This window comes from Nocardia vinacea NBRC 16497 (genome assembly GCF_000308835.1).
Lineage (GTDB): Bacteria > Actinomycetota > Actinomycetes > Mycobacteriales > Mycobacteriaceae > Nocardia > Nocardia vinacea.
Window position 1 is genome coordinate 1 of sequence record NZ_BAGN01000369.1, and the last position, 12263, is coordinate 12263.

Genomic DNA, 12263 nt, shown 5'->3' on the forward strand with positions numbered 1-12263 from the left:
ATCTCGAGCAGCAGCCGTGCTCGGTTCTCGAGCGAACCGCCCCACTCGTCGGTGCGGTTGTTCACCAGCGGGGACAGGAACTGGGAGAGCAGATACCCGTGTGCGGCATGCACCTCGACCCCGTCGAATCCGGCCAGCTCAGCTCGCTCTGCGGTGGTGGCGAACCGGTCGATCGTCTCCCGGATCTGGTCGGTGGTCATCGCCACCGGCTTCCCGAATCGCTTGGAATGGCGGCCCACATCGACGGCGATATCGGAAGGACCCCAGACGACGCCGGGCATATTCGCCTGCACCTGGCGGCCCGGGTGGCTGATCTGCATCCACATCGCCGCCCCGGCAGCCTTGCCGGCTTGCGCCCAGGCCGCGAACGGCTCGAGTGGGGAGTCGGCGTCCAAGACGATGCCGCCCGGTCCGGTCAGCGCTTCCGCGTGCACCATCACATTTCCGGTGATCAGCAGTCCCGCGCCACCGCCGCCCCAGCGCCGGTACAGGGCGATCGACCGCTCATCCGGCAGCTGCCCGTCCCCGGCGAGACCTTCCTCCATGGCCGCTTTCGCGATCCTGTTCGGTAACACCTGGCCGGACCGCAGCTGAACCGGTGAGAACAGCCCGTCCTGTGTTGAAGCGCTGGGCATCGGCGATCTCCTTCGACTAGGAATGTTTGCACCGCACACATTGAGTATGCGGCGCTAACATTAGAGGAGGATGTAAGCGGCGTCAACACTTGTTAAGGTAGCTAGCTATGGCAACGTCGACCACGTCGTATCACCACGGCGATCTGCCCAACGCCTTGGTGCGCGCAGCGGTGGAGCTGCTGGAAGAGGGTGGGGCCTCCGAGCTGTCGCTGCGCGCGGCGGCCCGGCGGGCAGGGGTGTCCACTGCGGCGCCCTACCGCCACTTCGCCGATCGCGAGGCGCTGCTGTCCGCGGTTGCGGCGGTGGGCTATCGAGAGCTGGCCGAACAGCTGGCCGTGGCCCACCCCGCGCAGGCCACGTCCGAAGGTCTGGCTGCCGTCGCGAACGCCTACGTCCGGTTCGCGCTGACGCGTCCGGGAATGTTCCGGGTGATGTTCGCCGAACCGTGCGATCCGACCAGCCCCGAGCGCGTCGCGGCTGCGGAGGCGATCAGCGCGTACGTCAAATCACTTGTCCAGCAAGCATTTCCGGATGTCGATCCGGAGCCGATGGCGACTGCGGTGTGGGCGCTGGTCCACGGGCTGGCCTTCTTGCACCTCGACGGCAAGCTGGATGCTTCGTCACCGACGGCTGTGACCGAACGGGTCGATTCGGCGGTGGCCGCAGTGCTCGAGGCGGCGGGGCGAGGGTAGGTGTGGTGCGCCCCTCCGGCGGTGTAGTCGAAGGTGGTGTGGCAAGGGTGATTCGCCGTGCGAAGCCGACCCGGAGCGAAGCCGGGCCTGTCGCGCGAAAATGCTCCTCAGGTTTCGCGGATGGTGAGCAAGACCTTGCCGACGCTGTCGGCGGAGTCCAGTAGTTCGTACGCCTCAGCGACATCGGTGACCGGCACTTCGGCAGAGACGACGGGCGCGACGCTGCCGTCGGCGATCCGGGGCCACAGGTTACTGCGTAGCTCGCTGATGATCTCGGCCTTGGAACCGGGTCCCGTCTCGGGCCGGCGGCGCAGGTTCGTGACGTGGATGGAACCTCGCTTGAACAGCAGTGCACCGAGATTCACCTCGGCGGTCGCGCCGCCCTGTAGTCCGATGATGGTCAGGTGCCCGTTCTCGGCCAGCGAGTTGATGTTGCGCTCCAGATAACTGCCGCCCATGATGTCGAGAATCACGTTCGCGCCGGGGTATTCGCTGTTCAAGACGTCCGTGAAATCCTGCTCGCGGTAGTTGATCAATGTCTGCGCGCCCAGTTCCCGGCAGCGCTCCAGCTTGGACCGTGATCCCGCCGTCACCGCCACGTCGGCGCCGAGCGCGCGGCCGACCTGAATGGCGTGGGTGCCGATTCCGCTGCCGCCGCCGTGAATCAGGAGGACCTGACCGCTGCTCAGTCCGCCGGTCATCACCACGTTCGACCAGACGGTGGCGGCCGTCTCCGGTAGTGCCGCCGCGGCGGTGACGCTGACTCCGTCGGGCACCGGCAACACCTGCGCGGCCGTGACATCGACCCGCTCGGACTGCGGCCGCCTATGGCCGCTAGACGCCCGCCGTGGTGTCGGACGGGCTACTGAACCAGTGTGGGATGGTGGCGCGCGCGTTGGAACCGTGCAGTGCTTCGGCCAGCGCCTCAATCGCCAGGTTGCGGGCCATATTCGTGGCGTGGCAGTCGCGAAGGCTGTCGAGCATGAGGAAGTCGTGCACCATCCCCAGCGCCCGCACCGCCGTCACATCGACACCGGCTCGGCGCAGTTTGGCTGCGTACGCCTCGCCCTCGTCGCGCAGCACGTCGGCCTCGTCGGTGATGATCAATGTGGTCGGCAGGCCACGCAACTGCTCGACAGTTGCCTGTAGCGGGGAGGCGTAGATCTCCTTACGCTGGTCCGGGTCGGTGGTGTACTGATCCCAGAACCATTTCATACCGTCGCGCGTGAGGTAGTAGCCCTCGGCGAACTGCAGGTAGGACGGGGTTTCGAAATCCGCATTGGTCACCGGGTAGAGCAGGACCTGGGCCGACAGCCTGATACCGCCGCGCTCCTTGGCCATCAGGGCGAACACCGCGGACATATTGCCGCCCACGGAGTCCCCGCAGACGGCCATGCGGGACGGATCCAGGTTGTGCTGGGCGCCGTTGTCCACGACCCACTTGCCTACGGTCCAGTTCTGCTCGATTGCGTTGGGGTACTTGGACTCCGGCGCACGTTCGTATGCCGGGAATACCGCTGCGGCCTGCGCGCCGACGGCCAGCTCGCGCACCAGGCGGTCATGGGTGTTCTCATCGCCGAAGACCCAGCCCGCGCCGTGGATGAAGAAGATGACGGGCAGCGTGCCGGTCAGGCCCTTCGGCCGGATGATGCGGGCACGTGTGGAGCCCGTTGGACCGCCGGGAACGGTCACCCACTCTTCGTCGATTTCGGGTTTGTCGACGCCCTCGCCGGTCTGGAGGCCGGCGAGGATGTCGCGGCCCTCGTTCGGGGGGACTTCGTAGATCCGGGGATGGGATGACGTGGCGTCGGCCAGGGCTTGCGCGGCGGGCTCGAGTACCGGTTCGGGAGGAGGGGGAAGCTGTGTCATGGAGAGGAAGCTCCTTTCGCATTGAGGAGGCGGCGGAGGAATGGTCGATGTGGACATCCTTGCTCATGATTCGCTGACATGTTGCCGATTATGAATATCGAAAGGTTTCCCGAACCGATTTGCTAGAGAGGTAAATCGGTAGTTTTCTATATAAATAGCCTATAGGAATTGTCCGGCTCGTTGGCGTAGCATCCGACGGCCTCCTCGAGTACGTGATACTTTCTGGGGCGTGCTCCCACGCTGGCCATGTCGCATGTGTGCCGATGGGGGTGCGTCTCGGCATCCGAATCGGTTCGATGCTGTTGTCTACCGTCTTCGCGAGTTGGTGACTTGTAGTTTCTGGGCTTCGCTACTCTGCTTGCAATTTGTTTTCGGCGACATATTTTTCGACTGGGAATATCGTTCGCTGCCCAGGAGTGTGGGTATCTGCTCGAATTTCCATCGTTTCGGTTTGTGCGGCGTTCTCTTCGAACGAGGCCATCGATGGGATCGGCAAGCGGTAGAAGCTGTCTCGGCAGCGGCCGAACGATCACATCGGTGGCTGTCCTGTCAGAGGACGTCGAACCCCGGCGATCTGGTGGTGAAGGGGTGGAGTGCGCCGGTGAGGTCGCGACTGGCGCCGGTGTACTGGATCCGGTAGCGGCCAGGTGTCGGGGATGGTCCAGTGGATGCGGATGATCGAGGCGGTCGGCTGCAATGGCCCTCGAGAGCGTGTACTTGCGTGGTGGTGCGGGCACACCTGGTGCGCAGGGGTAGCGTCTCCGCGCTTACGGCGAATATCCGATGGGATGTTGACGTCGCTCACACCTTTGCTAATGTATGCACCGTTAACTCACTTCGGCGGTCAACGAGGTCGCAACCGGCGGCCCGGTGGTGAACCGCGGGGAAGATTCCGGACAAGGGGCATGCGGTGGACAGGAACACGCTCAAAGACGGCGGGGCGAAACTGATGAACCTCGGGCACCGGGTGGTTCTCACGGTCAGCGGAAACAGATTGCTGGCCAACCCATTCGGGATGCCGGTGGTCGAATTGCACACCGTCGGGCGCAAGTCCGGGCAGCCGCGTTCCTGCTACCTCACCTCTCCGGTTCACGACTCGGATCGGGTGGTCCTGGTCGCGTCCAAGGGGGGTGACGACCGGCATCCCGATTGGTACCGCAATCTCCAGGCGCATCCCGATGCCGAACTCGTGATCTACGGCCGCCGGCGCAAGGTGCACACCCGCACCGCGAATCCGGAGGAGCGGGCGCGGCTGTGGCCGCAGATCACCAAGGCGTACAAGGGTTACGCGAACTACCAGACCCGGACCACGCGTGAGATCCCGGTGGTGATCTGCGAGCTGGGGAGCTGATCGTGCCTCTGCGACCCGACGATTCGGGGGAGTCGCATGCGGCGAATGCCGATGCCGGCGGTCGGCCGCCGCTGGTGCTCATCGCACCGGCGATGGCGATCGGCTCCCGCTACTATGGGCCGTTGGTCGCCGAGTTCGTCGCCCGCGGTTGGGAGGCGAAGGCGCTGACGCGCCGGGGATTCGAAACCGGCCGGCCACCGGCGGGCCGTGGCCTGGACTGGTCCTATGGCGACGAAATCGACGATATCGCAATGGAAGTCGCGAATGCGCGAGCCGACGATCCGGATCGCCCGGTGCTACTGCTGGGGCACAGTCTGGGCGGGCAGTTGGCGGCCGGTCATGAACTCACCCGATCGCCTGGGGACGGTCTCGTCACCGTTGGCGGCGCCCTGCCGCATCACCGCACGTATCCGCTGTCCGGACCGCACCTGCTGGCCATGGGAACGGTGATCGTTCCGGTGCTCACCGCTATCTTCGGCTACCTACCCAAACCGGCATTCGGTGCGCCGGGCGCGCGGACCATGATGCGAGAATGGTCGTGACCGGTGCTCCCCGCGCGTGTGGTGATGGATCCGAACTGCTGGCTCAGCAGGTGCGTGGGGTGGCAGGTGATGTCGGCGGCATTGTGGGGTGCGCTCGGGTGACATCGCCTACGAGACAGGGGTTCTCGGACCTATAACCGTGCGCGTTCTACCTCGTCATCGGTCGCCTAACGCGGTGAACATGGCGACCATCCCTTTGGGTGCGTCCTCGCCGAAGCACAATGCCAGGCCTTCGGCGGATTCGGCCGCAGCCGTTGCCGCGCGTGCGAACATCGCTTCTTCGTAGTGCACCAGCGCCGTCTCCATCGGGTGGGTGGCCAGCGCCCGACCGAGTTCCGCACCGTCTTGCATGGCGAGATTCGCGCCTTCTCCGGCGAATGGCGACATCAGATGCGCCGCATCACCGACCAGGGTGACATCGGGGACGCGCGACCAGCGATGCCCGATCGGTAGCAGGTGGATCGCGCGCGGAATCAGCGGACCATCCGCCGCCGCGATCAGCGCACGCAGGCTCGGATCCCAATCGGAAAAAGGCTTCAACACTGCCTGTTTCACCATGGGATCAGCGAAATCCAGGGTGGACAGCCAGGTTTCGGGAGCCGTGACCGCCGCATAGAAGTGCACTCGCTCATCGAACTCGCGGTGCACCAGTAGGCCTTTGCGATCGCCGAGTGCGAACAGCATGCCGGTGCCGACCAGCTGGGCAATATCGGGATGCCGGGATTCGACGTCATGGAGATACCCCTCGACGAACGAGACTCCGGAGTATGCGGGTGTCGCGTCCGAGACCAGCGGCCGCACCTTCGACCAGGCGCCATCGGCGCCGACCAGCAGATCGGCAGTCACCGAAGTGTGGTCCTCGAAGAAGATCTCATGTGTGCCGTCGCTATTCGACTGTACGGCGACAACTTTGGCTCCCCAGTGCACGACACTGGTAGGTAGCGAGTCGAGGAGGAGATCACGCAGTGCACCGCGATCGACTTCGGGTCGACTGCCGTCGCCCTCGTCGACATCCGCGAAATGCGTGACCGCGTACTTGTCGAGGACGCGCATCGCCTCGCCGCCTGGTAGCACCAGGCCACGGAATTCCGTGTACAGGTCGGCCGCATGCAGCGCCGCCTGCCCCGACTCCTCGTGGATATCGAGCATCCCGCCCTGCGAGCGCGCATACCGCGACGAATCGAGTTCGTAGATAACCGAATCGATCCCATTGACGTGCAGCACACGAGCCAGCGTCAGACCGCCAAGGCCCGCGCCGATGATAACGATCGGATGGTGTATCGACATGAAATCACCTCTGTTCCAGAGAATTCGAAGTACCGGTCCGGCCGGTATGCAGCACGCCGTTGACGAGCATCTGGAAGATCCACGCCAACCGCGCTTCCGGTGTACCGGAGACCAATTCGTCGGCCAACGAGGCGATCCGTGGATGCGTAGCGGGCGTGGCATCACGCAGTGCCGCAGTCAGCACCGCATGCTCGGCGTCGGCATCAACGGTCCGGTTGCGCGCCGATTGTTCGGCCGCCGTTGCCGTACCGACCTGCAGGAGTACGTCCACCCCCCACGCCGCCTGCTCGCCGGGCACGCCCCCCTCGTCCAATAATGCGAGCAGTGCCTCTAGCAACGCGAGGTAATTCTTCCCGGAAGGCCGGGCAACCAGCGCCGACGATGCCAGCCCCGGCTGCTCGAACAGCAGGTTCGTATACGAGGTCAACACCGCGACGGTCCGCGTACGCCAATCTCCCTTCGCCCCGACAGGGCTCAAATCCACCCCACCGAGCAACTCCTCCAGGATCGCCGCATGCAGCTCCGCGGTATTGGCCACATACACATACAGCGAGGCCGCCCCGGTGTCGAGCTCGTGCGCCAGTCGTCGCATCGTCACCCGAGACAAACCCTCGCTGCGCATCAACCCGACAGCGGTCGCGACGATGCCCTCATAGGTCAACGCCGGTTTGGCGGGCCGCTCACGCCGACTGCGGTGGATCGAAGCTGCTGGACTCATACCTCCACCGTACACGAACATGTTCGTAACGAACATGTTCGTTGGGGCCGTAAGACGCGTTGTCGTTAGGTTAAGTCGGGTGTGGTCGAGCGATCCCGAAACTGGAATGCTGTCCAGGCATGTGGCCATATTCTGTTGGTGCCGGGTTGGCGCTCGGCGGCGCACCGCGCAACAGTGCCTGAGTCGGAGGCGAACGCGAATCCAGGCGTGTTCGCTGCCTAGCGGGTGCGCGGTCCAGCGTGCCTTTTGGGCGAGGCTCGCGCGGCGGCATCGATGTGCGGGCGGACAACGTTGAGCGCCAAAGGTTTTCCTGGCTCCTGGTGAAACGCCCCCTCCGGCGTCGTCTACCGCGTCCTCCGTGCCGCCGTCACCATCCCCGACGAGCCTGTTGACAGTGCAGCGATGACAGTCCATGTTGGGGTACATCCGTATTTGTGGGTTGCGGCTGAAGGTTCGGTGGTTGTGCTGGCGGGGCTGGGATCGATCCGAGGTGTCGATGACCTTCTCGCTCTTGGGATGTCGACGACTTGTCGGCGGGCTTTGCAGAGTCACTCCGCCGGACGGGGAGTGCGCTTGCGGCCGTGGACAGCTGAGGGAGTGTCTGCATGAAGAGGAAGTCCGAGGACTCGGACCTCGACCACGAGCGCCGAACCCGGCAGTCACCGGAATCCTTGCCGGTCGACCGGGGTGCGTCTCCGCAGGCTCGGAGGTGGCTCGAGTTGCAACGGACGGTCGGCAACCGGGCCACTGCACGAGCGATCGGCGCGGCGGAGCCGAAAGGGCCGGTTGCCGTCCAGCGTCAACGACACGTCGGTCGGTCGCACACCGCGGTCCCCGTAGGTCTTCTGACTGTCGACGGGGATGCTCAGGGGCTGTCACCCGGTACGAGGACTCTGTTCGCCGAGGAAGAGATTCGGTCGGCCGACGGCGGCGGGTTCGCGAATGTCGACGATGCGCGGACGGCCGTAAGCGGTTCTTCGGTACGCACGATAGTTGTGATCGTGCGGCGGGGAGTTCGCTTCCACGCGTATGACACCCACGTGGTGTGTCCGCGCCCACGCGAGTACCCGGACGTGGTGCGGGTGCGCTTCTCCCCGCTCGGGCGGGCGGATTTCGTCCCGGTGGGCTTCGTCAATGTCGATGTCACACCGGACCACAGCTCCGACGACCATCCCGAACAGGCCGGTTCGACGTGGTCTTCGGGGATGGACGCTGCCCGGCGGTTCGAAGACGCGGTCACCGGAGTGGGCGGGCTGTCCCTGGAGCAGGCGGCACGCTGCCGGGTCGGCATCGAGACCGTTACCCGGGGCGAGGTCGAACTGCGCGACGGATTCGTTTTTCCCTTCTATACCGAACAAAAGCTCCGGATCGCCGTGGGCCACGATCTCGTCCGATTGAACCGGGGGGACCTAGACGCCGAGTTCCGCGAATTCGGCGGTCGAGTCGTGCTGCACCCGCGGGTGCTGGATTACCCGCCTGATCGGCTTGGCGCGCTGCTCTTCCACGAAGCGCTGCACGGCAGGGAGCACCGACCGTCGGCTGGTTTCGGGATCGGAACCGCGATTCAGGCGACCTTCGAGGCTGAGTCGTACGCGTTGCAGCACGTGCTGTTGGCACGCGGCGAGCCGAGCACGGCAACGCGCGACCTGAGGTCGGTGTTCGCATCCGGTGGCGGAGAAATAGAGCCGGTGTTCCTGCGGCGGTTCCAGGATGAGTGGCGGCAGTGGTACTCCGTTCTCATGGTCCTCTACGGGGTTATCGACGGACGCGTGCCGCCCGACTCGGCCCCTGTCGTGGCAGGGCGGCGATTGGCCCCTCGAACCGCGCGTGAACTCGTCGTCGCTTTCGCCCGGGACTTCTCGCACGCGGCCTCGTTCGAGTCGATCATCAACTGGCCGGGGAGACAGGCGCCCGAGTACCGCTGTCCTTGGTGAGAGGCTGTACTTTCTGCTGAGATGGCCGCGATGCGGTCCGCGTCACCGTCGCACAACCCACGTCGCGCATCAGGGTTGCTCAGCTGCGAGCCGCACCCGCTTTCGTGCGCTTCGCGCCTCGGCGGTTACCCGACACGGTGTCCGCCCTAGCCCGAATATCCTGGACCACATTCGTGAAGAACAAGATCAACCGCATCGAGACAAAAGCATCGCTGTAACCGCGGCACTGTAGGCATGGCTCGCGGTGACGGGTCGTCGTGACGGGTAGTTCGAGCGATGGGTGACGGTGACACCGCCAGGAAGTCTCACCGTCGCGTGTACGACTGTGGCGACGCAGTTTCCACCGGCTTTGCCGACAAGATCGACGACCACCGCACCGGGGCGCAGCGCCGCCAGCTCGGGGGCGCCGAGCAGCACCGGCGCGGGCAACCCGCGCCGCACGGCGGCACAGATCACCAGATCGATCTGTTCTTCGGCGAGCAATGCCGGTATCGCAGGATCGAGAAGGAATCGTCCAGCACCGTGCCGGATCGCCTGGTCTCGTTGTTCCACACGATGTCCGACGGCGACCGTCTCGTCGCCGCGGCGCGCCGCCGCAGTGAGGGCTGCCAGTCCCGCGTGCCCGCAGCCCAGTACCAACGTCCGTACCGGACGGCCATGCTCGTTCGCGGTCAACAACTGGTGCCCGTCCTCATAGGCGATCTCCCCGGCGATGCGGCTCATCGCCGACAGCGCGTCGATGTCCGCCCCGCTGTCTGCGGGCACCTCCTCGAACGCCACCGACTCCACGTTGCGGCCACGCAACCGCGCGATCGGTTCGGCGCGTGCGATCGGATCCTGGAATCCGATCAGCACCTGCCCCGACCGCAGCGGCATCGACTCCAGCTCGTACATCGGCGGTTTCACCCAGGTGACCAGATCAGCCAACCGGAAAACCGTTGCGGGGTCAGAGACCAGCCGGGCTCCGGCGCACTCGTAGGAACGATCGTCGAATCCCGCGCCCGCGCCCGCGCCGACCTCCACCAGCACAGCCAGGCCCGCCGCAACCAGCCGACCCACATCGGCGGGTGTGACCGCCACCCGCCGCTCATCAGCCACAGTCTCGCGCAACACCCCCGCGATCATCGATCGACCAGGATGCCGTGGAGGGCTGGCAAGCCAGGTTCGCTGGGCGCAACGGTCCGGCCGCCGATGATCGGGCACCCATTCCGGATCTGCTCGCTGACCCAGCCCGCGCCGATAAGTTCGGGCAAGATCAACGATATTCTGGTTTCATTCTCGCGTAGACCCACCGGTCGCGACCACACCTCGCTACCTTACTTCTACCGCAGCGAAACCGGTCCGTGATCGGTTGGTGCCGTGCAGAATGCCGACGAATGGGTGCGACACCACCACGAGGCCGCACCCGAAAACGATGACGCGCGCAGCGATCTCGAACTGTGCGCCCGCGTCACCAACCAGGGATCTGGCACGGCCAGCCATTTCGTGGTGACCTTCGCGCTCAGCATCGCGCCGGGCCCGCATTTCACTTGGCCGGCCGACTTCCTGCCTCGCCGCCGCGGTGGGATTCGACTTGCTCCCGGGTCGATCCCAGGTGGTGAAAGTAGTTGTACCGCAACGGACGTGGCCATCGGGTGACAATCCGGTCCCGGTCACGAGTGTCGTGACAGCACAGCGACATCATTGCCGAGCGCGAGCAGGATTTCGGTTTCCGGGCTCACCGCGACGAGTTGTTGCCGAGTCGGGCAATCGATGACCGTATCGGGGGACATCGTGCGGAGATTCCAGATCCGTATAGACCGGTCGGTGCCGGCGGTGATGGCGACCGGCACACCGTCGATGCTGGTGCACGCCACGGCGTTCACCGCCCCGGTATGGCCGGACAGGGCGTCCACGAGAGTTCTGGAGCGCAGATCCCAGATCCGTATAGACCGGTCGGTGCCGGCGGTGATGGCGACCGGCACACCGTCGATGCTGGTGCACGCCACCGCATTCACCGAACCGGTATGGCCGGGAAGTTTCTCCAAGAGCACTCCGAAGCGCAGATCCCACACCAGCACCGTCCGGTCGTCACCGGCGGTGACAGCGACCGGAGTGCCGTCGACTGTCGTGCACGCCACGCACAGCGGATTGGTGTGCCCGGACAGCACAGCCCGCTCGATCCCCGTCCCCGGGTCCCATACCCGCACGGTGTCATCGCGGCTGGTGGTCACCGCGACCGGATCGCCGTCGATGCTGGTGCACGCCACCGCCGTCACCCAATGCGTATGGCCGGTGAATACGGTCCGCTCCATGCCGGTGCGCACATCCCATACCCGCACGGTGTCATCGCGGCTGGTGGTCACCGCGACCGGATCGCCGTCGATGCCGGTGCACGCCACCGCCGTCACCCAGTCCGTGTGCCCGGTGAATACGGTGCGCTCGGCCCCGCTGCCCAGATCCCATACCCGCGCGGTGCCGTCACGGCTGGCGGTGACGGCCACGACGGATTCCGGCAGGGCGTGAACGGTCGCGGCGAATACCAGGTCGGTATGCACGGATGCCTGCCGCACGTTGCGTGAGGTATCGAGTTCCCACACTCGTACACTGTGGTCCCAGCCGGCCGTGACGACGATCGGGTCGCCGTGGATGCTGGTGCACGCCACCGCACTCACCCAATTGGTGTGTCCTGTGAATACCGCGCGCTCGATCCCGGTCCGCGGATCCCACACCCGAACCTTCCGATCGTAAGAGGTTGTGACAGCGACAGTCTCGTCAGCGATGTGCGCACACGTCACCGCGGTCACCGGGTCGGTGTGCCCGGTGAATACCGCGACCGCGACCCCGGCAATCAGATCCCACACCCGCGCAGATCGATCGTAAGAGGTTGTGACAGCGATAGTTTCGTCACCGATGCGCATGCACGCCACCCCGCTGATCCAGTCGGTGTGCCCGGTGAATACCCGGATCTCGGCCCCGGTCGTCAGGTCCCACACCCGTACCGTCCGATCGCGACCGGTGGTGACAGCGACCGGACGATCTCCGATGTCGGTGCAGGCCACCGAAGTCACCGCGTCGGTGTGCCCGGTGAATACCCGGATCTCGGCCCCGGCGCGCACGATCCCACACCCGCACCGTCCCGTCGAACGAGGTTGTGACAGCGACCGGACGACCGTCGACGACGGTGCAGGCCACCGAAGTCACCGCGTCGGTGTGCCCGGTGAATACCCGGATCTCGGCCCCGGCGCGCAGATCC

11 protein-coding genes and 2 pseudogenes are annotated in these 12263 nt (G+C 65.4%); 5 read left to right on the forward strand and 8 right to left on the reverse strand.

Annotated elements, in window-relative coordinates; translation table 11 throughout:
* A partial coding sequence (locus ON44_RS34610; protein ID WP_040698534.1) for an oxidoreductase occupies positions 1 to 635 on the reverse strand: 635 nt, incomplete at its 3' end.
* Between the two features lie 107 nt (positions 636 to 742).
* On the opposite strand from ON44_RS34610, the gene ON44_RS34615 reads away from it, so the two are divergent.
* Positions 743 to 1327 carry a TetR/AcrR family transcriptional regulator gene (locus ON44_RS34615; protein ID WP_040698536.1) on the forward strand — a complete coding sequence of 195 codons (585 nt, stop codon included), beginning with the start codon at positions 743 to 745 and terminating at the stop codon, positions 1325 to 1327.
* A 107-nt stretch (positions 1328 to 1434) separates the two neighbouring features.
* Here the strand turns inward: ON44_RS34615 and ON44_RS34620 are convergent.
* Together ON44_RS34620 and ON44_RS34625 are read right to left on the reverse strand one after the other, a co-directional pair.
* A pseudogene (locus tag ON44_RS34620) lies at positions 1435 to 2142 on the reverse strand (zinc-binding dehydrogenase); the annotation flags it as partial.
* 19 nt (positions 2143 to 2161) lie between these two features.
* Positions 2162 to 3196 carry an alpha/beta hydrolase gene (locus ON44_RS34625; protein WP_083898308.1) on the reverse strand — a complete coding sequence of 345 codons (1035 nt, stop codon included), beginning with the start codon at positions 3194 to 3196 and terminating at the stop codon, positions 2162 to 2164.
* A gap of 910 nt (positions 3197 to 4106) precedes the next feature.
* Here ON44_RS34625 and ON44_RS34630 point away from each other — a divergent pair.
* Together ON44_RS34630 and ON44_RS34635 are read left to right on the forward strand one after the other, a co-directional pair.
* On the forward strand, positions 4107 to 4547 hold the full coding sequence (locus ON44_RS34630) for a nitroreductase family deazaflavin-dependent oxidoreductase (RefSeq protein ID WP_040698539.1): 441 nt from the start codon (positions 4107 to 4109) through the stop codon (positions 4545 to 4547).
* Between the two features lie 2 nt (positions 4548 to 4549).
* Positions 4550 to 5089, forward strand: a complete 540-nt coding sequence (locus ON44_RS34635; protein ID WP_245567464.1) for an alpha/beta fold hydrolase — start codon at positions 4550 to 4552, stop codon at positions 5087 to 5089.
* Positions 5090 to 5245: 156 nt separating this feature from the next.
* On the opposite strand, the gene ON44_RS34640 is transcribed toward ON44_RS34635, so the two are convergent.
* On the reverse strand, positions 5246 to 6376 hold the full coding sequence (locus ON44_RS34640; RefSeq protein WP_040698541.1) for an FAD-dependent oxidoreductase: 1131 nt from the start codon (positions 6374 to 6376) through the stop codon (positions 5246 to 5248).
* A gap of 4 nt (positions 6377 to 6380) precedes the next feature.
* Complete coding sequence (locus ON44_RS34645) at positions 6381 to 7094, reverse strand: TetR/AcrR family transcriptional regulator (RefSeq protein WP_040698560.1); 714 nt, start codon at positions 7092 to 7094, stop codon at positions 6381 to 6383.
* A gap of 1001 nt (positions 7095 to 8095) precedes the next feature.
* Here ON44_RS34645 and ON44_RS34650 point away from each other — a divergent pair.
* Entirely contained in the window at positions 8096 to 9028 is a 933-nt protein-coding gene (locus ON44_RS34650) for a hypothetical protein (protein ID WP_157187424.1), read from the forward strand.
* Between the two features lie 186 nt (positions 9029 to 9214).
* On the opposite strand, the gene ON44_RS34655 is transcribed toward ON44_RS34650, so the two are convergent.
* Complete coding sequence (locus ON44_RS34655) at positions 9215 to 10153, reverse strand: Rossmann-fold NAD(P)-binding domain-containing protein (RefSeq protein WP_040698545.1); 939 nt, start codon at positions 10151 to 10153, stop codon at positions 9215 to 9217.
* Positions 10154 to 10387: 234 nt separating this feature from the next.
* Here ON44_RS34655 and ON44_RS34660 point away from each other — a divergent pair, with 234 nt between their 5' ends.
* Positions 10388 to 10666 (forward strand): hypothetical protein, encoded by a 279-nt coding sequence (locus ON44_RS34660; protein WP_040698549.1) that lies wholly within the window; start codon positions 10388 to 10390, stop codon positions 10664 to 10666.
* Between the two features lie 14 nt (positions 10667 to 10680).
* On the opposite strand, the gene ON44_RS34665 is transcribed toward ON44_RS34660, so the two are convergent.
* Positions 10681 to 12126, reverse strand: coding sequence for a WD40 repeat domain-containing protein (locus ON44_RS34665; RefSeq protein ID WP_040698551.1), 1446 nt, complete (start codon positions 12124 to 12126; stop codon positions 10681 to 10683).
* Positions 12127 to 12139: 13 nt separating this feature from the next.
* A pseudogene (locus tag ON44_RS54200) lies at positions 12140 to 12259 on the reverse strand (hypothetical protein); the annotation flags it as partial.
* Positions 12260 to 12263: the final 4 nt, after the last annotated feature.

Coding starts and splice junctions, on each gene's coding strand:
- ON44_RS34645 (WP_040698560.1), bottom strand. CDS start 7,094: ATGAGTCCAGCAGCTTCGATCCACCGCAGTCGGCGTGAGCGGCCCGCC.
- ON44_RS34615 (WP_040698536.1), top strand. CDS start 743: ATGGCAACGTCGACCACGTCGTATCACCACGGCGATCTGCCCAACGCC.
- ON44_RS34655 (WP_040698545.1), bottom strand. CDS start 10,153: ATGATCGCGGGGGTGTTGCGCGAGACTGTGGCTGATGAGCGGCGGGTG.
- ON44_RS34625 (WP_083898308.1), bottom strand. CDS start 3,196: ATGACACAGCTTCCCCCTCCTCCCGAACCGGTACTCGAGCCCGCCGCG.
- ON44_RS34640 (WP_040698541.1), bottom strand. CDS start 6,376: ATGTCGATACACCATCCGATCGTTATCATCGGCGCGGGCCTTGGCGGT.